At 66.7% G+C, this 21,084-nt stretch carries 17 protein-coding genes; 7 read left to right on the top strand and 10 right to left on the bottom strand.

The window, feature by feature from the left end:
* Positions 1–66 precede the first annotated feature (66 nt).
* The 3 genes from ACX12D_RS30240 to ACX12D_RS30230 form a co-directional block, all read right to left on the bottom strand.
* Positions 67–891 (bottom strand): DUF4198 domain-containing protein, encoded by an 825-nt coding sequence (locus ACX12D_RS30240; protein WP_441632841.1) that lies wholly within the window; start codon positions 889–891, stop codon positions 67–69.
* A 67-nt stretch (positions 892–958) separates the two neighbouring features.
* Positions 959–1,483, bottom strand: coding sequence for a DUF2271 domain-containing protein (locus ACX12D_RS30235; RefSeq protein WP_459374707.1), 525 nt, complete (start codon positions 1,481–1,483; stop codon positions 959–961).
* A 63-nt stretch (positions 1,484–1,546) separates the two neighbouring features.
* On the bottom strand, positions 1,547–2,182 hold the full coding sequence (locus tag ACX12D_RS30230; protein WP_459374706.1) for a PepSY-associated TM helix domain-containing protein: 636 nt from the start codon (positions 2,180–2,182) through the stop codon (positions 1,547–1,549).
* A 392-nt stretch (positions 2,183–2,574) separates the two neighbouring features.
* Here ACX12D_RS30230 and ACX12D_RS30225 point away from each other — a divergent pair, with 392 nt between their 5' ends.
* Positions 2,575–4,131, top strand: a complete 1,557-nt coding sequence (locus tag ACX12D_RS30225) for a methyl-accepting chemotaxis protein (protein WP_459374705.1) — start codon at positions 2,575–2,577, stop codon at positions 4,129–4,131.
* A gap of 239 nt (positions 4,132–4,370) precedes the next feature.
* On the opposite strand, the gene ACX12D_RS30220 is transcribed toward ACX12D_RS30225, so the two are convergent.
* Complete coding sequence (locus ACX12D_RS30220) at positions 4,371–5,081, bottom strand: Crp/Fnr family transcriptional regulator (protein ID WP_459374704.1); 711 nt, start codon at positions 5,079–5,081, stop codon at positions 4,371–4,373.
* 127 nt (positions 5,082–5,208) lie between these two features.
* On the opposite strand from ACX12D_RS30220, the gene ACX12D_RS30215 reads away from it, so the two are divergent.
* The 4 genes from ACX12D_RS30215 to ACX12D_RS30200 all read left to right on the top strand — a co-directional run bounded on the left by ACX12D_RS30215 (position 5,209) and on the right by ACX12D_RS30200 (position 9,230).
* Positions 5,209–6,669 carry a hypothetical protein gene (locus ACX12D_RS30215; protein WP_459374703.1) on the top strand — a complete coding sequence of 487 codons (1,461 nt, stop codon included), beginning with the start codon at positions 5,209–5,211 and terminating at the stop codon, positions 6,667–6,669.
* 767 nt (positions 6,670–7,436) lie between these two features.
* On the top strand, positions 7,437–7,883 hold the full coding sequence (gene fur, locus ACX12D_RS30210) for a ferric iron uptake transcriptional regulator (RefSeq protein ID WP_441632477.1): 447 nt from the start codon (positions 7,437–7,439) through the stop codon (positions 7,881–7,883).
* Between the two features lie 98 nt (positions 7,884–7,981).
* Positions 7,982–8,260, top strand: coding sequence for a hypothetical protein (locus tag ACX12D_RS30205; protein ID WP_459374702.1), 279 nt, complete (start codon positions 7,982–7,984; stop codon positions 8,258–8,260).
* Between the two features lie 172 nt (positions 8,261–8,432).
* Positions 8,433–9,230 carry a MipA/OmpV family protein gene (locus tag ACX12D_RS30200; RefSeq protein WP_459374701.1) on the top strand — a complete coding sequence of 266 codons (798 nt, stop codon included), beginning with the start codon at positions 8,433–8,435 and terminating at the stop codon, positions 9,228–9,230.
* Between the two features lie 71 nt (positions 9,231–9,301).
* Here ACX12D_RS30200 and ACX12D_RS30195 read toward each other — a convergent pair whose 3' ends face one another.
* Positions 9,302–10,228 carry a DMT family transporter gene (locus tag ACX12D_RS30195; protein WP_459374700.1) on the bottom strand — a complete coding sequence of 309 codons (927 nt, stop codon included), beginning with the start codon at positions 10,226–10,228 and terminating at the stop codon, positions 9,302–9,304.
* Between the two features lie 349 nt (positions 10,229–10,577).
* Here ACX12D_RS30195 and ACX12D_RS30190 point away from each other — a divergent pair, with 349 nt between their 5' ends.
* Positions 10,578–10,895 carry a PadR family transcriptional regulator gene (locus tag ACX12D_RS30190; protein ID WP_459374699.1) on the top strand — a complete coding sequence of 106 codons (318 nt, stop codon included), beginning with the start codon at positions 10,578–10,580 and terminating at the stop codon, positions 10,893–10,895.
* 296 nt (positions 10,896–11,191) lie between these two features.
* Here ACX12D_RS30190 and ACX12D_RS30185 read toward each other — a convergent pair whose 3' ends face one another.
* The 4 genes from ACX12D_RS30185 to ACX12D_RS30170 form a co-directional block, all read right to left on the bottom strand.
* Positions 11,192–12,211, bottom strand: a complete 1,020-nt coding sequence (locus ACX12D_RS30185; RefSeq protein ID WP_416051353.1) for a putative 2-aminoethylphosphonate ABC transporter substrate-binding protein — start codon at positions 12,209–12,211, stop codon at positions 11,192–11,194.
* 81 nt (positions 12,212–12,292) lie between these two features.
* Positions 12,293–14,038 carry a putative 2-aminoethylphosphonate ABC transporter permease subunit gene (locus ACX12D_RS30180; RefSeq protein WP_459374698.1) on the bottom strand — a complete coding sequence of 582 codons (1,746 nt, stop codon included), beginning with the start codon at positions 14,036–14,038 and terminating at the stop codon, positions 12,293–12,295.
* Positions 14,035–15,135: a putative 2-aminoethylphosphonate ABC transporter ATP-binding protein gene (locus ACX12D_RS30175; RefSeq protein WP_459374697.1), complete on the bottom strand. Its 1,101-nt coding sequence runs from the start codon at positions 15,133–15,135 to the stop codon at positions 14,035–14,037. The genes ACX12D_RS30180 and ACX12D_RS30175 overlap by 4 nt, the downstream gene beginning before the upstream one ends.
* Before the next feature lie 115 nt (positions 15,136–15,250).
* On the bottom strand, positions 15,251–18,490 hold the full coding sequence (locus ACX12D_RS30170; protein ID WP_459374696.1) for a bifunctional diguanylate cyclase/phosphodiesterase: 3,240 nt from the start codon (positions 18,488–18,490) through the stop codon (positions 15,251–15,253).
* Positions 18,491–18,777: 287 nt separating this feature from the next.
* On the opposite strand from ACX12D_RS30170, the gene ACX12D_RS30165 reads away from it, so the two are divergent.
* Entirely contained in the window at positions 18,778–20,730 is a 1,953-nt protein-coding gene (locus ACX12D_RS30165) for a sensor domain-containing diguanylate cyclase (RefSeq protein ID WP_459374695.1), read from the top strand.
* Positions 20,731–20,749: 19 nt separating this feature from the next.
* On the opposite strand, the gene ACX12D_RS30160 is transcribed toward ACX12D_RS30165, so the two are convergent.
* Complete coding sequence (locus ACX12D_RS30160; RefSeq protein ID WP_441632494.1) at positions 20,750–21,082, bottom strand: hypothetical protein; 333 nt, start codon at positions 21,080–21,082, stop codon at positions 20,750–20,752.
* Between the last annotated feature and the right edge of the window lie 2 nt (positions 21,083–21,084).

Raw genomic sequence — 21,084 nt, 5'->3', positions numbered from 1 at the left:
TGGGGGCCTAGGGCTTGCGCAGGCGGCGGGGCTCACGCGCCGCCGCCTGCTGGTGTGGCATTGCGCTTACTGCGGCAGCACTTCCACCGTGGCCGCATAACTGGCGCGGCGCGTCTTGGCTTCCTTGACGGCAACCTTGTCGTCGCGCACCTCGGCTTCCATCCAGTACATGCCCGGGGCCGGCCACTTGACGCTGAACTTGCCGTCGGTGTCGGTGGTAAACGCCATTTCCTGCAACTGGTCGCGGTAGCGGATGCCACCCGGCACCACGGCTACCTTGACGTTGGCGGCGGGCTTGCCGTCCAGCAGCAGGCGGAAGCTGGCAGCGTCGCCTGCGACCAGGTCGTTCGGGTGGGTAACGGGCGCCAGCTCCAGGCCCCGGCCAGTGGTCTGCAACACCTTGGCGGTGGGCTTGCCCGCCGTCACGAAGGCTTCCAGGCGGCTGTCAGCCTGCGTCACCTGCAGGTCCTGCGCGCCGGCCGGCACCTCCTTGGCGAAGGCTTCGGGCGAACCGCGCCAGCGCTTGGCCTGGCCGTCCACCTTGTAGCTGGCAAACAGGCCGTGGTTGACCATGGCCACCTTGTAGGTGCCGGGCTGGGTCAGGTGCACGTCGAAGGTGCTGCGATAGCGGCCGGTGCTGGCGTTCTCGACCTTGGCCGCGGCGCCGTCCGGCGCGGTCACGGCGAGGTTGTCGAGGCGCAGCGGCACGTGCTCGAAGTAGAACAGGTCGTTCGACACGGCGGCGTCGACGGTCACCCAAGGGTCGCTGCCCGACAGCACGGTCGCCGACGGCAGCAGCCACTGGCGGTGTGCGTGGGCGGCCAGCGGCATCAGCGCGGCCAGGGCCAGCGCGGCGGCCTGGACGGACAGTTTGGTGGCGAAGGTCTTCATCGTCATGCTCCTATTCCTCTTGCTGTTGAATGCAGGGCTGGTTGATCGGATCGGATCGGTTCGAGGCTCAGGGCTTCAGGTCGACCGAGACGCCGCCAAGCTCATGCTCGCCCTTGGCCTTGGCCGAGGCGGCCGACTTCGGCGGCCAGGCAAAGGGCACGCGCAGCAGCTCGCGGCCACCGACCTCGCGGGCGGCTTCCACGACGAGCTGGTACTCGCCGGCGGGCAGCTTGCCCAGCGGTGCCTTGGCATCCGTGAAAGTGAGCGTATGCTCGCCGGCTGCGCGCGTGGCGCCGGAAACGCCATCGGCGGGCATCTGCATGTCGCGCCCGGCCTTGCGCCACCACTGGCGCATGTCCTTGAGCCACTTGGTGCCTTCGCCGTCCTTGTGCTTGACGTCATACCAGACGGCCAGCGTGGCGGCCGGGCTCTGGTCGGCGCGCTCGATCCACATCGAGACATAGGGCCGGTGGTATTCCGCGACGTTCAGGCGCGGGATCTCCACCTTGACGTTCATTTCTGCCGCGACGGCCGGGCTGGCAAACGGAGCCGCGGCCAGGCCGGTAAGGGTGACGGTGAGCAATCGGCGCATAACGGGACCTCGTCGTTGAACGGTAAATGGGATCAGGTGATCGTTAGTGATCGCTGGTGATCGCTAGTGGATGAACAGCAGCGCCAGCAGCAGCGGCACCACCAGGCCCAGCCCGACCAGCGGCCAGGTCGCCATGCGGCCACCGGCGTGCAGCTTGAGCAGGAACAACCCGGTCACGCTGAAGATCAGGCAGGCCGCGGCGAACACATCCAGGAAGAGGCTCCAGGCGCGGCCGGTGTTGCGGCCCTTGTGCAGGTCGTTCAGGTAGGAGATCCAGCCCCGCGTGGTCTTCTCGTACTGGGCCTCGCCGCTGTCCAGTGCCACGCTGACCCAGGCGTCGCCACCCGGGCGCGGCAATGCGACATAGATCTCATCGGCCTGCCACTCGGCTTCACGGCCATGGGCGTCGATATCGAGTTCCTGCGACAGCCAGTCGGCCAGCGCCGCCGGCACCGGGCCCTTGTCGCCATGCGTGGCCTTGCGCAAGGCCGCCGTGAGGCTGGCCGGCGCGCTCGCCGTGCGCGTGACCACTTGCGGGCGGGCCTCGATCTGGCCAGCGTGGTTGAGCGTGAAGCCGGTGACGGCAAACAGCAGCATGCCGATCAGGCACATTGCCGAACTGATCCAGTGCCACTGATGCAGGTGTTTGAGCCAGAAGGCCCGGCGCTGCTGGCCTGCCCCTAGCGATGTTTCAGTCATGTTTGTTGATCTTCCGGCGCCCGGCAACCTGCTTCTCCGGTGCCTCACTGGTCAGCTTGCCGCGTCCGCGCGAAGGTGCCGCGCCCCATGCCAGGTGACGGTCCAGGCAAATAAGGCGAAAGGATAATGGTTCTCATTTGAAATCGCAATGCTTGCGCTGGCGAGCAGGCGTTACGTTCCATTACACGCTCGGCGCGCGCCGCTAAGTGCAGCGTCATCCGCAGCCCAAAGCGCATTTGTGCGGTTGCACGCACGCCACTGCCAAATTCCCCTGGAAGCCTTGCTGCACCTGAGGAAATCCCCTAGCGAGCGGTCGTCAAGTTTGTCCTCCGGGCCGCCGTTATCGCGTCAGCAGTGACGTAAATCCATAGCTAGAAAAAAGGGGAGAGAGAATGCTGGAGCGCCTGAGCCTGAGGAAAAAATTGCTGTTGCCATTGCTGCTGAGCTGGGTCTGCCTGCTCGGGCTGACGCTATGGGACGCCTGGCAGATGCGCGAGCTGCGCCTGGCGGAGCGAAAGCTCGACCTGGCGCACGTCACCGAAACCGCGCTGTCCATGGTCCAGTCGTACGAGGCACTGGGGCGCAGCGGCAAGATGCCGATGGAAGACGCCAAGCAGCAGGCCCTGGAGCGCGTGCGCGCCATCCGCTTCGGCGAGGACGGCTACTTCACCCTGATGCACTCCAACGCGGTCGTGGTGATGCACCCGTTCAAATCGGAGATGAACGGCAAGAACATGGAAGACACCAAGGATCCGAAGGGCACTTATCTGTTCCGCGATATCGCCGCGATCGGCAAGGGCGCGGGACAGGGCTACGTGCAATACCTGTGGGCCAAGCCTGGCGCCGAGGCGCCGCAGCCCAAGCTGAGCTACGTGGCGAACTTCAAGCCGTGGGACTGGAACTTCATCGCCGGGGTCTACCTGGACGATATCGACGCGGCGTTCCACCGGGCGCTGCTCAAGTCGCTGGCCTTGCTGCTGGGCATCGGCACGGTGATGACTGTCGTGGTGCTGCGCATCGCCAACAGCCTGCATAAACAGCTGGGCGGAGAGCCGGCGCTGACTTCGCGCATCGCCACGCGCATCGCCGAAGGCGACCTGGCCAGCGAAGTGCACACCGCGCCCGGCGACAACCACAGCGTGCTGTTCGCCATGCAGCAGATGCAAACCCGCCTGACCAGCGCTATCGGCAGCATCCGCGGCTCGGCGGATTCGATTGCCGGAGCGGCCAGGGAGATCGCCACCGGCAACGCCGACCTGTCGCGCCGCAGCGAGGAGCAAGCGGCGTCGCTGGAGCAAACCGCGGCCAGCATGGAGCAGCTCACCGGCACCGTGCGCCAGAGCGCCGACAACGCGCGCCAGGCCAGCCGCCTGGCCGAGGGCGCATCGGAGATCGCGGTGCGCGGCGGCGTCATCGTGGGCAAGGTGGTCAACACCATGGGCGAGATCAAGGCCGCCTCCGGCAAGGTGGTCGACATCATCGGCGTGATCGAGGGCATCGCCTTCCAGACCAATATCCTGGCGCTCAACGCGGCCGTGGAAGCCGCCCGCGCGGGCGACCAGGGCCGCGGCTTCGCGGTGGTGGCCGGCGAGGTACGCAGCCTGGCGCAGCGCAGCGCTACCGCCGCCAAGGAGATCAAGGCCTTGATCGGCAACTCCGCGCAGCGGGTGGATGATGGCTCGGCGCTGGTGGAAACCGCGGGGCAAGCGATGGACGAGATCGTGGAAGCGGTCAAGCGCGTGACCGACCTGATGGGCGAGATGCGCGCCGCCACCGAAGAGCAGACCGGCGGCATCGAGCAGGTCAACCAGGCCGTGACGCAGATGGACCAGATGGCGCAGCAGAACGCCGCGCTGGTGGAGCAGGCAGCCGCCGCGGCTGCCTCCCTCGAAGACCAGGCCGATGCGCTGCACCGCGCCGTTGGCACGTTCCGGCTGGCGGGCGCCTGAGATCCGCATAGGGCAGTAACCAGCAGTAGCCAGCGGCGCCCCGGGCTCGGCATGCCGGGCGCCGCCATCGCGCGCTTGACCGCGCGCTTCGCGTGCGCCGGGGACTTTCCCCGCTTGCCCGGCGCACGTTTTCTTTTTCCGCGTTCCCCCCTGTACTGTCCCGTCTCAAAGTTAGTGGGAAGCCAAACACAGACGACCCAGCCAAGAGCGGCCGGGGCGGACGAAGCCATCCGCCCATGTCAGTTGCCGGGTTCGTCCCGTATGCGCTCCGGATTCATCACGCGGATGCTTCGGAAGGCGACCTCGATCAGCCCGCGCCTTTCCATTAGCTTCAGCAGTTCATTCAGCGTCTGGCGGGACACTCCGACCATCGCAGCAAGATCCACCTGCGAAATCTTCACGGTGACAGGACCGCTCTGAGGCACCAGTGGACGCTGCAACAGTAGAAGTTCCGCTAGCCTCGCACGTACGCGAGCCTCTGGGGTCATCAGTTTTGTATCCGAGGCATAGCGAAGGACGCCCGCATACCGCTGCGCAATCAGCAGCGCGAAGTACCGGTAGGCCATCGGATCTTCGCCCACGATCCGCTCGAAGTGCGTCCTCGAAAGCACAAGCAGCCGCCCGTCCGTGTCGGCAATGACAGATACCGTCGTCTTTTCATTGGTTATCACCGCCAGCGGCCCGAACCAGAAGCCCGGGTTGCCTAAGTGGTAGAGGCTCTCCTCGCCGTCGGCAAGCATGCGGGTAACCCGCACTCGCCCCTCCAGCACAGCGCACATTGCCTTGGGCGAGCTTTCCTGGGCTGAAATTAACGCACGCTTGCTGAAGCTGCGCACGGTGCCGTACTCAATGATTTTGCACTGCAACCCCTCCGGCAGACTACCGAACCAAGCATCGGCCGCGAGTATGCGACGGATGTCGCGAGAAGAAAGTGTATCTGGCGCGGTCATGGACAGGAATTTGCGGGAGTTGTCGGCGCGGCGACAATTGGGATGACCAAGCAAACGTAGTATGCCTCGGAACCTCACGATGCAGGCCGGTTTCACACCCACACGCCCCAAAGCAAGGAGACGAGCAGTGATTCAAGAAATTAGCGCTATCGCACCCACGCAGGCCAGCGGCCATAGGAAGTCTCGACGGTTCGCAACGACCCTGGCATTTGCGGCCGGGTGCCTGGTGTTCGCCACCGCAAATGCGCAAACGCCGACGACGCAGTTCACCGAATCAACGCGCGCCATCGCCGCTGGCAAAGACCCGATTCCCGGCCCGCGCAACTGCTTCTGGTCGCGCGGCCCCGCCAGCGCCGATCCCTATATCAATATTGCGTACCCAGATGCAGGCACCTTCTATTGGGCGGCGACGTTCTCTGTGCCTGACGGGGCCAAGCTGTCCGTTGAGGGAGACTTCCCGCATTCCCGCTACATGTCCCTGATCAGCTATGACGGCGCCGGCGTCCCGGTCGAATCGGTGGCCGACTACCTGATCAAGCCGGTGCCGGGCGCCAGCAACCCCTTCCTGCCCGGTGCCGAACGCAACACTAAAGCACGGGGGTACTCGCTGGCGGTCGTCGATAGCGCGCCGCCGGCCAATCAGCCGGTCGGTATGAATCAGGTTGGCCGGCAACGTGAGACATTGCACGCACCCAAATACGGTGCTGGCCAGCAGGTGATCCTGTATCGAATCTATGCGCGCGACAAGGGGGTAGACGAGTCTGGCGGAGTCGGGCTGCCGGTCCCAGTGCTGACGTTGGCAGACGGCAAGGTGCTGAAGGGCGATGCGGCGTGCCCGGCCTTGCGGACAAAACAGCCGCTCCAGTTAGACGCTGCCGCCGTCGCGGTCCCGATGGAGAAGTACCATGAACTCATTGTCGCCGCACGCGAAGTGGGGAAGGCGAAGAATGAGCCGGCCTATCCGGCTACCAGCCCGCCAACCTGGTATATCCAGTACGATCGCGACTATCTGTACAGCCTCTACACAGGCAAGCCATTAGCCAATCCGAAGAAGAGCACAGGCGGCTTCTATCCGAATCTGGACAACCAGTACATTCGTACCATTGTCAGTCGCAAACTTGGCAAGGTGTTCGTCATCCGCGGCAAGGCCCCTAAAACGCCCAGAACGTACAACGGCGACACATCCATGGGTAGCGGTGATCTTCGCTACTGGTCGATGTGCTCCAACCAGGGTTTCGCCAACACCCGGGTCAACGCTTGCGCCTATGACGAGCACATTCCCGTAGGCCCGGATGGCTTCTATACCATCGTCGTCAGTCGGAAAGAGGATCGTCCGCGCAATGCTATCAATGAATGCGGCATTACCTGGCTGCCGATGGCGGATGACGGCGACGGCGCGGCGGACGCCGACGTCACGGTAGTGCAACTGCGGCACATGCTCGGGACCTCCAACTTCCCCCATGCCGTGCAAGCGATTGAAAAGCCCGGCGATGAACGACAGGTCATGGGGGACTACTATCCACAGGGCCGCTACATGTCGACCTCCGCATTTGAAATAGCGCTGCCTTGTATGCCTGGCAAGGGCTGATCCAAGGCGTTGGCAACGTGGCCATCCTTAACAATGATGGCTGCGGTTTCCCTGGGCGGGTCCACCGCCTCGCACACCCGCGGATTCGCTCGACGTCGGTGGATGCACGCGCGACGACGTCCGCGAACATCCTGTCGCTGGCGCTATAGGTGATGCGTTCCTCCATTTACCCAATATGTTTGAGAATCCACCCCCCTAACTGTGAGACAAGACCCTCTAACTATGAGACGTGACACTTGCGCGCAACGGGTGGCCGCGCCGCCTGCAAAGCCCTTCCAAAAACAAGTTGAAAATTTTCCTTGTAATGAGATTAATTCCCATTTACTATGGCTTCACTGACTGACGCAGGCAAGCAAGGCAAGCAAGACATGCCTGGCCCGGCGCCAGGCACCGGAACACAGCAAGGCCAGCGGCAAGTCCGCGGCAACCAGAATTTTCAGATGTCGCAACGCGGCATCCATCACCGTCTTTTGTGGGGACCGCTCCGTACCGCGGAGCGTTTGGCAGTAGCCAGTCACCGGAGGATCGGGAAAGCAACCAGACCCCGCTTTCCCGATCGCCTCTTCGGCTGACAAGCCAAGCCATTTTTTTATTCCGCGAGCCGTGCACCACGGCTCGCAGCAGCGGGCAGCCTTCCTTGCAGGACGCCGCCCGCTGCACGCCTACGGTTGGAATCGCGAACGTCCGCCCAATGCGCGTGACGGCGCAGCCGGCCCAGACACCTTCATTTCCGATTGATGCGCCCCATGCGGGCGCTAAGCCGCAGCATGCTGATGCCTCCCAACAGTACCGAACCCATTGACCTCAAGCGTGCCGGACTCAAGGCAACGTCACCGCGCGTTCGCGTGCTGGAAGTCTTCCGTGCCAGCCCACGGCGCCATCTCAGCGCCGAGGACGTCTACCGCATCCTGCTGGCTCAGGAAGTGGATGCCGGCTTGTCGACGATCTACCGCGTGCTCAACCAGCTGGTGCAGGCCAACATCCTGCTGCGCCACAGCTTCGAAGCCGATCACGCGGTGTTTGAGCTCAACGAAGGCGGCCACCACGACCACCTGATCTGCGTGGCCTGCGGCCGCGTGGAAGAATTCCGCGACGAAGCCATCGAAATCCGCCAGCGCGAAGTAGCAAGCGCCAATGCCTTCGTGCTGCGCGAGCACATGCTGGTGCTATACGGCCTTTGCCCTGAATGCCGAGCCGACAAATCCATCAACTGATACTGATACGGCCCTCGTTCCACCGCCCCCCATTGTCGGAACCACGGCCTCGCCGGTCCCCGCCCGTCGCGGGCGCCGGTGCGCAACCGGAGTCCATCATGGATCGCCAGACCAAGCCCCTGACCGAACTCAAGCGCCTGCTGAACGATTGCCTGCATGCGCAACCCGGCTGCCACGGCTGCCAGCTGCACGCCGTGTGCGTGCACCGGCCGGACCACACGGGGTGCAACTGGAGCGCGGAGGTCGATTTCCCCGGGACGAGCGATGAAGAGGCGATACAGAGCTTGCCGCTGGCACGCCGGGTGGTCGTGATGGTCAGGGAGCGCTTCAATGTGGAGCGGATGAGCACGGGCGAACCGGGCTTGGGCCTGGCATAAGCCTGGCTCAAGCCCCCGGCACGGTTCACGCACGCAGGTAGCACTTGCGTACAGGCACATGGGTGAGCGCTTTCCATCCTGCCAAATCCCCCCACCCCCACCCCCTCCAGTTAAAATCCCCCGCTAGCCCCCGCGCTCAGCGTGGCCCCACCCAAATCCGCTCCGCATCCAAATGCCCATCCCCTTCGCGCCCCGCCGCGCACTTCTGGCTCTAGCCCTCACCCTGGGCGCCACAGCCGCCTGGGCAGCGCCTGACGTGCCGGCCACCACCGCGCCCGCCAGTAACTGGAAGATCTCGGCCGGCCCGGGCGTGTACGCCGCGCCGGATTTCCCCGGCTCCCGCCGCACGCTCGTCTATCCGATCATCTACCAGGACATCGACTACGGTGGCCGCTTCTTCTCGCGCGGCTTCGACCTGCTCGGGGTCTACGCGCTCAACAACGACATCTGGCAGATCGGCGCCGACTTCCAGTTCGACCCGACCTGGCGCAAGAGAAAGAATGACAGCCGGCTAAGGGGCCTGGGCGACGTCAACATGACCATGCGGGCGCGCGCATTCGCGCAGGCGCAGGTGTCGTTCGTGACGTTCTCGGCGGACGTGGCGCAGGATATCGCTGGCCAAGGCCAGGGCCTGATCGCGAATGGGGATGTGCTGTTCAGCCTGCCAGCCGGTAAGTGGCTGTTCACATTGGGGCCAGGGGTGACCTGGACCAACGGCAAGTACATGCAGACATTCTTTGGCGTCACGGCGGAGCAGAGCGCGCGTTCCGGCCTGCAGACGCACGCCGTGGGTGCTGGTCTGCGCGAATGGCATGCGAACGGCATCGTCACCTACGAGATCTCGCGCAACTGGTCCGCGCTAGCCTCCGTGACCTTTGCCCGGCTGCAGGGCGACGCGGCCAGCAGCCCGATCACCGATCGGCGCCAGCAATGGACCACCATGGGCGCCGTGACCTACCGTTTCCGCTAAGCACGGGTAGCACAAGGAGCGCAGGTAGGGCGAGATGGGCTGGATGAGTGACGGGGCCGAGCCTTCCCTCGTCAGGGCCGGCCCTGCCCTGGCGCCACCACATTCGCGCTCGTAGCCGGGGCGGCGGGCCGCAGCACCAGCCAGACGGCCATCCCGATCAGCGCTCCGCCGGCGGCGTGCGCCCACGACAATTGCTCGCCAAGGAAGATGGCACCCCAGACGATGCCGAACGGCGGGATCAGGAAGGTCACGGTCAGCGAGCGAACCGGGCCCAGGTCGGCAATCAGCCGGTAGTACAGGATGTACGCAATCGCCGTGCAGAGCATCCCCACCCCCAGCATCGCCATCCACACGCCAGGGCCGGCGGCCGGCAGCGTGTTTTCGCGCATCAGTGCAACCGCGCTGAAGGGCAGCAGGAACAGGGTGGCGCCAACCATGCTGCCCGTAGCCACCAGGCGCGCGTCCAGACCGCCCTGCGCGGTGATCCAGCGCCGCGCGAGGAAGCCCGCCAGACCGTAGCATGCTGTCGCCACCAGGCAGGCAGCGGCGCCGAGCATCACCTGGGGCGAGAACGCTACCGGTCCGGTACGGGTCAGCACCGCGACACCGGCAACACCGAGGACGACGCCGCCGGCCTTGGCCAGCGTCAGGCGCTCGCTAAAGCACAGCGCGCCGATCAACACCCCCATCAGCGGCGTCATGGCATTGAACACGGCGGAGTAGCCGGCCGGCAGCCACAGCGCGGCAAAGGAGTACATGGCGAAAGGGATGCCGGAATTGATCACGCCCAGCACCATGACCTGCCGCCACTTGCCGCGCATGTTCCAGCGCACGCGCATCATCGCCAGGCAGGCCGCGAGCGTCAGCGCCCCGATCAGTACCCGCAGAAAGGCGGCGGTCAGGGGACCAAGCACCGGCGCGCTGATCCGCAGGAACAGGAAACTGGCGCCCCAGATGGCGGCAAGGCTGAGCAGGCGGATCAAGTCGGAGGGTTTCATGGGGGGGAGACAACGAGGATGGTGTGCCCGGATTAAACCCCGGCGCCAGTGTGGCCGCAAGCTGGTTTCGGACATCTCCCTGCCCCGGATTGCCGCTAAAAAGCGTAGTTTTATGCTCTTTTTGGCGGAATCACGACGTCGACACCCTACTGACGAGGGGACAGCTACACGAGTTGCGTGACAAGTCGTGTTTAGTTATTTTAAAATCTGATCTGCGCCAGAGTTAATTGACCCCTCCGACGCATTCCCGACAAGCCGCCACTCACGTGGCGGCTTCTTTTTTGCGGCGCACGGTTCACAACTATAAATCAACGTCAACCGCAATGGGAGATGACACGTTTGCAGCGTCATGAAACGACAGTTCCTTGGCTTGCTAGCCCGCATATACGTCCTCCAATTCGCCGTCGAAGTGCCGGCCACCGTGGCCATGCTCGCCGAGATGCTGATGGAGTACGGCTTCCAGGTGGATATTGGCACCGTCCGTCCCTTGCTGCGCGCCTTGCAGATGGAAGGCTACATGGAAAGCGTCCTGCGTGACGGCATCGGGCGTGTCTACCTGATCACGGAACGTGGCAAGGAAGAGCTGCGCAGCAGCCGCAGCCATGTGGACGACTTGTATCGCCGGCTGCACTCGCGCAACGATCCCTCGGAAGCGTCCCACAGCTGATTGCCAGCACGGCGGCCAGGCTTGGCCGCTTTTGCGCAGCGCCCCGGCGGCGCTCGCACCGGGGCAGCGTGAGTCCACACTCACGCCCTCGCCTCTCTTCACATTACCCCCGCACGCTACCCACCAGAAACGCCCAGACGGGGTCGTTTTGCCGCAACTCGTCATGCGACGAATAACGTACCCGTTTCTGCGTGGACCACCATGCTTTGCATCAATGAAAGCGCCCGGGCAAGCCGTACGCGCTAGATTGCGCGCCACTTGCCCGGGCTTTGCCGGCTAACGCTGATCGCCAGGTTTTACTTCTTCTCGGCCTTGCCTTCGTAACGCTTGCTCCACTCGGCGAGAATGCGGTCCCGGTTGGCGCTGGCCCACGTGAAGTCGTTCTTGATCAGGCGCTTCTCGTAGTCGGCCGGCAGCAGCGGATCCGGCTTGGCGATGCCAGGGATGGCCAGCACCGCGAAGTTCTTCTCGTACAGCGCCATGGCGTCGGACGAGGCGGAGAAGTCGGCCAGCTTGCGCGCCGCATCCAGGTTCTTGGTGCCCTTGATGATCGCGGTGGCCTCGATGTCCCAGCCCAACCCTTCGGACGGCAGCACGATGTCGATCGGCGCGCCTTCCTTCTTGGACTTCATTGCACGGTATTCAAACGCGATGCCGATCGGGAACTCGCCTTGCGCCGCCATCTTGCAGGGCTTGGAGCCGGAGTGCGTATACAGGCCGATATTCTTGTGCAGGGCGTCCATGTAGGACCAGCCCTTTTGCTCGCCCATCATCTGCAGCCAGGCGCTCACGTCCAGGTAGCCGGTGCCCGACGACGCCGGATGCGGCATGACGATCTTGCCGGCGTATACCGGCTTGGTCAGGTCGGCCCACGACGTGGGCTTGGGCAAGCCCTGCTTTTGCGCCTCGATGGTGTTGAAGCAGATTGCCGCGCCCCATACGTCCATGCCAACCCATGCCGGCGGATTGGCGGCGCTGCGGTATTGCGCGTCCACCGCCGCCAGGTTCTTCGGCGCGTACGGCTGCAGCATGCCTTCCTTGTCGAGGATGGCGAGGCTGGAACCGGCGAGGCCCCACACCGCGTCGGCGCGCGGCGCGGCCTTCTCGGCCAGCAGCTTGGCGGTCACGATGCCGGTGGAGTCGCGCACCCACTTGATCTCGATGTCCGGGTTGGCCTTCTCGAACGCGGCCTTGTACGCGGCGATCTGATCGGCCTCCAGCGCGGTGTAAACCGTCAGCACGGTATTGGCATGGGCGGCGCCGGCCAGCAGCGCGAAGGCGGCCACGGCGGTGGCGGTGCGGAACAGGTGAGTCATGGTTTCTCCTTGGAAGGCATGTCGTGAAATTCGGATCGTGAAATGCGTGTCGTGGCGCCGGCGCTGGTTAGCGACGGCAAATCAAGGCGCCGGCGCGCGCCAGGCTTGCGTGCGTCGCAGCCAGCCGCGCGCGGCGCCCATCAGCAGCAGGCAGGCCAGCGCCGAGGTCAGCAGGATCAGCGTGGACATGGCCGCGGCCGGCGCGGTGTCGCCGGCATCGTCCATGTTCAGTACCGAGATCGCGGCCAGCACGGTATCGGGGCTGTACAGGAAGATCACCGCGGATACCGTGGTCATGGCCGAGACGAACAGGTAGCGGAAGATATCGATCAGCGCGGGCAGGCAGATCGGCACCGTCACCCGCCAGCAGGTGACCAGCGGCGCCACGCCCAGCGACAGCGCGGCGGCCTCGAACTCGGCATCGAGCTGGCGCAGCGCGGCCGCCGCGGTAAGGTGGCCGGTGGTGTAGAAGTGGGCCACGTTGCAGATCACCAGCAGCGTCATGGTGCCGTAGAGCGCGTGCAGCGGATTGGACGGCGCGTTGAAGAAGAACACGTAGCCCAGCCCGAGCACCAGGCCGGGCACCGCCATCGGCAACACAAAGCCGGCACGCAGCACGCCATGCAACCACGCCGGCCCGCGCGTGCGCTCGGTCAGCCACGCGCCGAAGAAGATCGCCAGCGTGCCGGCCAGCGCGCTCAGCGCGGCCAGGCGCAAGCTGTTGCGGTAGGCCAGCCAGCCGCCGCCATCCATATTGTCGAAGTCGTAATGCGCCAGCGTGAGCTGCAGGTTGTACGGCCACAGCTTGACCAGCGAAGCGCCCACCGCCGCCGCCAGCATGGTCAGCAAGGCGGCGCCGATCACCATCACCACCAGCGTGCAACACGTATCGCGCAGCCCGTCGCGGCCCGGCACATAGACCTGGGCGCGGCTCGACATCTGCGCGCGTTGCCGGCGCTGCATGGCGATGTCCACGCCGAAAGTCAGCAGCGCCGGCAACAGCAGCAGCATGCCGATCAGCGCGCCGCGCGCGAACTGCTGTTGCCCCACCACGGCCTTGTAGGCTTCCAGCGCCAGCACCGGATAGCCGCCGCCCACCACCTTGGGCACGCCGAAATCCGTCACCACCAGCGTAAACACCAGGCACGCCGCGCCAAACAGGCCGTGCCGCGCGCCCGGCAGGGTCACCGTGAGGAAGGTGCGCCAGGCGGAGGCCCCCATGGCGCGCGCGGCCTCGTACAGGCGCGCGTCGGCCAGCGAGAGCGCGGCCATCAGCACCATCAGCGCATGGGGAAACGTATAGAAGGCCTCGCCCAGCACGATGCCCCAGAAACCATAGATGCCGCCCGCGCCGAATGCGCCCTTGAAGACGCCCTGGTTGCCGAACAGGTAGACCAGCGCGATGCCCGGCAGCAGCGAAGGGGCAAACAGCGGCAGCAGCGCAATGCCGCGCCAGAGCGGCTTGAACGCGATACGGGAGCGTTGCAGCGCGTAGGCAAAGCCGAAGGCCAGCGGCACCACCAGCGCGGCCACGGTCAGCGAGACGGCCACGCTGCGGCCCAGCAGCGGCAGGAAATTCGGGTTGGCGACCAGCTCGGCCACGCGCGCGGGCAAGGCCCAGCGCCCGGCTTCATCGAACCACGCCTGGCCAAACAGCGCCAGCAGCGGCAGCACCAGCGCCACGGCCAGCCCGGCGAGCCAGAGCCACTTCATCGCGGCGGGCGCGGCATGCGCGATGCGGTCCGCCGCGCTGCCGGCGCCACGCCCGCGACTGACGGCGGCATCACTATCGGCCTTCGCCCCGGCCGCGGGCAATGCGCGCGTCATGCGAACACCTGCAGCGCCTGGCTGGGCAGCGACACCCAGAACTTGTGGCTGCCCGGCGCCGGCAGCAGATGGCGCTCCTCACGCAGCACGTCGGCAAACAGCGTATGGCCCGGCAGGCGGTCGGCCTCCAGCATCAGGCGATAGCGGCTGCCCAGATAGGTCTGGTCGACAATGCGCGCCAGCAAGCGGTTGGGCTCGCCTTCCACGGGGTGCAGCCGGATGGCTTCCGGGCGGCAGCACAGCCGGGCTGCGCCATCGGCCACCTCGCCCGCGCGGGACGGGGACACGGCCAGGTCGAGCTCGCCCACGCTGAAGGTATCGCGCCCGCTGAGCCGGCCATCCAGCCAGTTGGCCTGGCCGATGAATTCAGCCACGAAGGCCGAGGCCGGGCGCTCGTAGATCTCGCCGGGCGTGCCGACCTGGGCGATGCGCCCGCCCTCCATCACGGCGATGCGGTCCGCCATCGCCATGGCTTCATCCTGGTCGTGCGTGACCATGACGGTGGTCACGTTCAAGCGCCGCTGCAACTGGCGCAACTCCAGCCTCAGATGCTCGCGCACCCGCGCATCGAGTGCCGACATCGGCTCATCGAGCAGCAGCAGCGAGGGTGCCGGCGCCAGCGCGCGCGCCAGTGCCACGCGCTGCTGCTGGCCACCCGAGAGCTGCCCGGGGAACTTGCGCTCACTGCCCGCCAGGCCTACCAGCGACAGCATTTCCGCGACGCGGGCCTCGCGATGCGCACGTCCCATGCCCCGGCCCTGCAAACCATAGGCCACATTCTGGGCCACCGGCAGATTGGGAAACAGCGCATAGGACTGGAACAGGATGCCGTAGTCGCGCGCCTGCGGCGGCAAGCCCGTCAGCTCGCGCCCGCCGGCGTGGATACGGCCCGTGTCCTCGCGCTCCAGCCCCGCGATGATGCGCAGCAGCGTGGTCTTGCCGCAACCCGAAGGGCCCAGCAGGCACAGCAGTTCCCCCTGCGCCACCGACAGCGAAACGCCGTCCAGCGCCTGGAACCCTCCCGCCCCTCCGAAACGCTTGCCTACCTGCTCGACCGCCAGGAACGCGCGGCTCGGCGCGGACTCACCTGCTTGCATGAACAACCCTCTGCGCTTTGATAACAGCGGGCAGCATAGGAGCGGCGCATGCCAGCCGTGTGGCAGTTGGGCAAAGAATCCCGATGCAGGTATCGGCGGATTTTGGGGATGGGCCTCAAACCGCGGCCGGCACCCGTTGCGCCCAGGCCCGCATGGTCGCTTCACCGCCTGCCGCGCAGATCTCCATCAGGCCGGCCAGCGGCACCGCCTGGCAGAACAGGTAGCCCTGCACGGCATCGCAGCCGTGTTCGCGCAGGAAGGCGAACTGCGCTGGCGACTCCACGCCTTCGGCCACCACCTGCAGGTGGAGCTGGTGGCCAAGGGTGATGATGGCGGCCGCCACGGCCTGGTGATGCTCATCGTGCGCAACGTCGTCGACGAAGGCTTTGTCGATCTTCAGCTTGTCGATCGGCAGCCGCGTCAGGTAGCTCAAGCCCGAATAGCCCGTGCCGAAATCGTCGATCGACAATCCCACGCCGAGCGCGCGCACGCGCTCGAAGGTGTCGATGGTCTTGCTGCCGCCCTCGATCAGGATGCCCTCCGTCACCTCGATGGTGAGGCTTGAAGCCGGCAGCCCGGCAGCCGCCAGGCATTGCTTGACCATGGCGGGGAACCCTTCCTGGCGCAGTTGCAGCGGCGAGATATTCACCGCCACATCCAGCTCCACGCCAAGCTCGCTGCGCAGGTGCTGGATCTCGCGGCAGGCCGTGGCCAGGATCCACTCGCCCAGCGGCATGATCAGGCCGCTCTGCTCGGCAATCGGGATGAACTCCGTTGGCGGGATCACGCCGCGCTCGGGCGTTTCCCATTGAATGAGCGCTTCCACGCCGGCAATGCGCAACGTGGCCGTGTCGACGATGGGCTGGTAGCGCAGCTTGAACGCCTGCGTGGCCAGCGCGCGCCGCAGCAGCCCCTCGATGGTGAAACGCGCCATGGATGCCTCGGCCATCTCGCTGGAGAAGCGGCTGAGCTGCGCCCCGCCGCGGCGCTTGGCCGCGTACATGGCGGCATCGGCATTCCTGAGCAGGTCGGCCAGGTTGTCGCCGTCGTCGGGGCACAGCACCATGCCGATCGAGGGCGTCACGCGCAGGCGCTGGTTGCCTAGCTGCAGGTCTTCCGACAGGCGGGCCAGGATCTTGGCGGCGACCAGCTCGGCCTCGCTGTCCTGGCTCAACGGGTCGAGCACCACCACGAACTCGTCGCCGCCCATGCGGGCGACCAGGTCGGCGTGGCGCACCGCGGCCTTGAGGCGATCGGCCACGATACGCAGCACCTCATCGCCGATATGGTGGCCGAGCGATTCGTTGATGCGCTTGAACTGGTCGAGATCGAGCAACAGCAGCGCGATGCGCTCGCCCTTGCGCAGCGCGCGCTGCAGCACCAGTTCCGTGCGTGCATGCAGCTGGGCGCGGTTGGGCAGGCCCGTAAGCGCGTCGTGATGCGCGAGGTGCCGGATGTACTCGTCGGCACGCTTGCGCTCCGTCAAGTCATGCGCGATGGCGAGATAGCCGCCGGCATCCAGGCCACCGATGCCGGCCTCGCCAGCAAAGGCCGGGACCGCCACGTCCCCCGTGCCGCCGGGCAAGTGCGGCTCGGGCAGCGCGGTCAGCGTCAGTTGCACCGGCAGGCGCGAGCCGCCCTTGCGGACATAGGTCCACTCCTGCTCGTCGGCCAGCCCGAGCCGGGCCTTGCCGACCACGGCGGCCAGGCCCGGCGCCACCGGCTCGCCCAGCTCGCTGGTGAGCACGGCCGCGCGCGCCGCAACCTCCTTGGGATCGAGGAAGTCCAGGTAGCGCATGCCTGCGGCCACCTCGCTGGCCTGGTACCACAGCATGCGCTGGCCGGCGCGGTTGATGCCGGTCACCGTGCCGTTGCGGTCGAAGGTGATGACGCACAGCGCGGTGTGATCCAGCACGCGTGCGCTGCGCTCTGCCGCGTCGGCGGCCACCAGTTCGGCGCGGCGGATGGCGCTCTGGTCGGTCACTACCCATAGCACCCGGCCGGGCCCGGCAGCAGGCACCGGCGCTACCGCCACGCGCACGGGAATGATGGTGCCGTCGGACCTGCGGGCGTGGCTCTCCAGCCGCCCCTCCAGCGCCGTCGCGGCCAGCGTGGCGGCATCGGGCAGCAAGGTGGCGATGAGGGTGCCGGGGAACTGGTCCGGCGCCTTGCCGAACAGCGCGGTGGCCGCCGCGCTGGCGATCTGGACACGGCCATCGGCATCGCATACCAGGAAGGCATCGCTGGCGCTGGCCAGGCCCGCGCGCTGCATGGCGCCATCCGCCTGCCGGCCCTGGCGCGCCCGCGCCGCGAGCTGCCACGCCATACGCTGCTGGCGTGCCAGGCCAAACACGATCCAGGCAAGCAGCAGCGTGCCTGCTGTGCCGATCGCCAGTACCAGCGTGGAGCGCCGCGGGCGATGCGCCGATTCGAAGGCCGGCGTGGTGATGGCGCGCAAGGTCCAGACCCTGCCGCCGTAGGTCAGCTCGCGTTCGGCCTGCAGCAACGGCGCCGGGACCGGGGTGCTGGCCGGCCCAGGCCCGGGCCCGGGCTCGGCGTCGCCGGCCAGGAGCGCGCCGGGCTTGGTGTCGCGTCCTTCATAAAGCAGGAGCGACAAGGTGCCGGCCGCGGGCAGGCTGACCCCGCGCAGCAGGTCTTCCAGGCGCAGCGAGGTATAGACATAGCCGGTCACGGCCAGCTGCCGCTGGGTCGGGGTGTTCAGCGGCAGGCCACTGCCGTACACCGGCAGGTACAGCACCACGCCACGCTGCGGCGCCTGCGTTTCGCTCTCCCGCGTGAGTTCCACGCCGCCGCTCAGGCGCACCTCGCCGCTATCCCGGGCAGCCTCGGCGGCAGCGCGGCGCACGGGATCGGACATGATGTCAAAGCCAAGCGCCCGCGTAATGCGCCCGGCGAAGGGCTCGACATACACAACCGGCGCGTACAGGTCGCGCGGGCCCAGCGGGTAGACCTCGAAGCCGGGCTGGCCCTCGCGGCGCATCGTCTCGACCAGCCGGTCGAGCTCCCTTGACGCGGTCAGGCGCGCATAGCCGATCGAATGCGTGCCGGGCGGCAGGTCATCCAGCTGGGTGGTGTACAGGTAGTTGCGCCACTGCTCGCGGGTGAGGGCGGGATCGGCGGCAAACAGCCCGGTGGTGCCGCGCAGCAGCTGCTCGTTGTCCTGCAGGCGCCGTTGCAAGGCGGAGAAGACCGGCGAGAACACCGCCTCGAAATCGCCCCGCGCCACCTCGCGCTCGAGCGTATGCATGCCGCGCCAGGCGCCGCCAGTCGCCAGGGCGCCGGCCGCGGCGACCAGCAGGGACAGCAGGACTGGCGAAATTGAGGGCAGTTTCATGAATTGGGGGTGCGGATGGGAGCCCTCGGTGGCCTCCCCCTGCCGCCGCAGGGCGACGGCCCACTATACCGTGGCGGCAATGGCTCGCCCACCCCCGGCGCGCCACTGTAACGTGCGACGCCACACGATGGCGGGCGCGGCCCGCGCGCGCCCAAGCCAGACTCGCGCGGGGCTGGCGCTTGTGGTAGGGTTGGCGGGCCTGCAAGCCTGCCGAAGCCCGACTCCCGGCAACCATGCGGGCCGGCCGTCCAGAAGGCGCGCGCCGTCCCCCGACACCGCCGGCTCGCATGCCCCAAGTTTCGCTTTCCCTGAAGGCGCGTCTCGCGCTGATTACCACGGCGCTTGCCGCCGTGCTTGGTACCGGCATCGTGCTGGCATCGCTCTATTACGCACACGACGACCTGCGCGCCGCGCTGCAAGACCAGCAGGACTCCATCGTCAAGCTCGCCTCGGACCAGCTCGACACCGCCATGGAAGACCGCATCACCCTGCTGTCCCACGTGGCGCCGCAACTTGCCGGCGAGCTCGCCCGCCCGGGCGCCGAGCTGCGCCTGCTGCTGGAGCGGCGGATTCCCGTGCCCGGCGCCTTCAATGCGTTCATGCTGGCCGATGCCCAGGGCCGCGTGCTGGCCCGGGATGGTGTGCAGGTCAGCATTGCCGACCGCGACTACTTCCGCGAAGCCGCGCGCACCCTTGAACCCGTGATCACCCCGCCTATCCGCGCCCGTATCAACGGCGCGACCGGCGTGCTGGTGGCGGTGCCCATCGTCTCGAAGCAAGGCGAATTCCTTGGCCTGCTGGGCGGCTGGCTCGATCTGTCGAGCGCCAACTTCCTGGTGGAGATCACCCACAACCGGCTCGGCACCACCGGCTTCTATTGCCTGGTATCGGGAGGGCGGATACCGGTCTATGTGCGGCACCCCGATCCGGCCAAGGCCACGCAGCCTGCCCGCGCGCTGGGAGATACCTGCGGCGTCGACGACCGCAGCGGGCGCGTCGAGTTTCTCTCGCCCGCCAGGCCGCTGATCTCGCGCTACCTGATGGAGAGCACCGGATGGGAGCTGGTGGCGGTGCTGCCCGCGCAGGAGGCGTTCGCGCCGCTGCACGCCATGCAGGTACGCTTCCTCGCGCTGGCCCTGCTGTCGCTGGCGGTGGTGGCCCTGCTGATCTGGCTGACGGTGCGGCATCTGCTGACGCCGCTCACGCGCCTGCACCAGGTGGTAAGCGATAGCGCGCACGACCTCGCGGCCTACGAGAAACTGCCAGCGCAGCAGCATGACGAGATCGGCGATCTGGCGCGCGCCTTCGGGCAGTTGATGCATGACGTGCGCGAGCGGCGCGAGCAGCTCGACCTGAGCGAGCGCCAGTTGCGCGCGGTCACCGATACGCTGCCCGCGCTGCTGGCGTTTATCGGGCCCGACGAGCGCTATGTCTTCAACAACCTCGCCTACGAGCGGACTTTCGGCATCACGGTGCAGGCCCTGCGCGGCATGAGCGTGCGCGAGGTGATCGGCGACACCCGCTATGCCCGCGCCCGGCCGTTCCTGCAAAAAGCACTGGCGGGCAGCGCGGTGACGTTCGAGACGGAAGAAAGCGATCCGGATTACCGCTGCATGGAGACCAGCCTGCGCCCCGAATGGAGCGCGGATGGCAGCCATGTGGTGGGCGTGCATGTGCATGTGCAGGACGTGACCCAGCGCAAGCTGGAGACCTTGCGGCTATCGCGCATCTCCCGGCTCGACCACCTGACCCAGTTGCTCAACCGCAACGCCTTCGAGGCGCTGCTGCAGGCCGCCATGGCGCGCAGCCGCGAAGACGGCCGGCTCATGGCGCTGCTCTACCTGGACATGGATCGCTTCAAGGCGGTCAACGACTTCCACGGCCACATCACCGGCGACCTGCTGCTGCAGGCCTTCGGGCGGCGCCTGCAGCGCTGCGTGCGCGAGCGCGACACGGTGGCCCGCCTGGGCGGCGACGAGTTCGCGATCGTGCTGGAGGATATCGGCGGCGCGGCCAATGCACAGCGCATTGCGCAGGCCATCGTGCATTCGGTGAGCCGGCGCTTTTTCATCGACGGGGTGTTTGCCGATGTGGATGTGAGCATCGGCGTGGCGCTCTACAAGGGCGCGCCGATGCCGGACCAGGAGCTGATGCGCCAGGCCGACGCCCTGCTCTACCGCGCCAAGGCGGCAGGCCGCGGCCGCTTTGAGATGGGGCCGCCGGACCTGCTGGATAGCTGACTTAGCTCACCTGGCTGACTTACTTGCCTTCTTCGAACGGCACGTGCTTGCCGTCGCGCGACTGATAGCCCAGCTTGGTGTCCGCGCCCATCATCCGCTCCCATGCCACCATGGCATCCGCCACGGCTTGAGGCTCGCCCTTGAACACCAGCACATCGTTGCCGCAGTTCGGGCACTGCCCGCCAAACACGGCATCGATGCCGCGCAGGTTGGGGGCGTCGATGGCATCGAAGGTACTGAACGCCGTCTTGCACGCGCCGCACACCAGTTGCGCGGGCCGCATGCCTTCGAGCCGCGCGCGGGCCTGGCCGGCACGCTCTGCCTGGCTGCCCCGTTGTTTTGCTTCACCCATGA

The organism is Cupriavidus sp. PET2-C1, from assembly GCF_054515855.1.
The sequence above is the reverse complement of the archived record's forward strand: the minus strand, read 5'-3'. Positions and strand labels throughout refer to the sequence as shown.

Coding starts and splice junctions, on each gene's coding strand:
- ACX12D_RS30165 (WP_459374695.1), top strand. CDS start 18,778: ATGCCCCAAGTTTCGCTTTCCCTGAAGGCGCGTCTCGCGCTGATTACC.
- ACX12D_RS30170 (WP_459374696.1), bottom strand. CDS start 18,490: ATGAAACTGCCCTCAATTTCGCCAGTCCTGCTGTCCCTGCTGGTCGCC.
- ACX12D_RS30195 (WP_459374700.1), bottom strand. CDS start 10,228: ATGAAACCCTCCGACTTGATCCGCCTGCTCAGCCTTGCCGCCATCTGG.
- ACX12D_RS30235 (WP_459374707.1), bottom strand. CDS start 1,483: ATGCGCCGATTGCTCACCGTCACCCTTACCGGCCTGGCCGCGGCTCCG.
- ACX12D_RS30185 (WP_416051353.1), bottom strand. CDS start 12,211: ATGACTCACCTGTTCCGCACCGCCACCGCCGTGGCCGCCTTCGCGCTG.
- ACX12D_RS30230 (WP_459374706.1), bottom strand. CDS start 2,182: ATGACTGAAACATCGCTAGGGGCAGGCCAGCAGCGCCGGGCCTTCTGG.
- ACX12D_RS30220 (WP_459374704.1), bottom strand. CDS start 5,081: ATGACCGCGCCAGATACACTTTCTTCTCGCGACATCCGTCGCATACTC.
- ACX12D_RS30200 (WP_459374701.1), top strand. CDS start 8,433: ATGCCCATCCCCTTCGCGCCCCGCCGCGCACTTCTGGCTCTAGCCCTC.
- ACX12D_RS30205 (WP_459374702.1), top strand. CDS start 7,982: ATGGATCGCCAGACCAAGCCCCTGACCGAACTCAAGCGCCTGCTGAAC.
- ACX12D_RS30180 (WP_459374698.1), bottom strand. CDS start 14,038: ATGACGCGCGCATTGCCCGCGGCCGGGGCGAAGGCCGATAGTGATGCC.
- ACX12D_RS30240 (WP_441632841.1), bottom strand. CDS start 891: ATGAAGACCTTCGCCACCAAACTGTCCGTCCAGGCCGCCGCGCTGGCC.
- ACX12D_RS30225 (WP_459374705.1), top strand. CDS start 2,575: ATGCTGGAGCGCCTGAGCCTGAGGAAAAAATTGCTGTTGCCATTGCTG.
- ACX12D_RS30175 (WP_459374697.1), bottom strand. CDS start 15,135: ATGCAAGCAGGTGAGTCCGCGCCGAGCCGCGCGTTCCTGGCGGTCGAG.
- ACX12D_RS30160 (WP_441632494.1), bottom strand. CDS start 21,082: ATGGGTGAAGCAAAACAACGGGGCAGCCAGGCAGAGCGTGCCGGCCAG.
- ACX12D_RS30190 (WP_459374699.1), top strand. CDS start 10,578: ATGAAACGACAGTTCCTTGGCTTGCTAGCCCGCATATACGTCCTCCAA.
- fur (WP_441632477.1), top strand. CDS start 7,437: ATGCTGATGCCTCCCAACAGTACCGAACCCATTGACCTCAAGCGTGCC.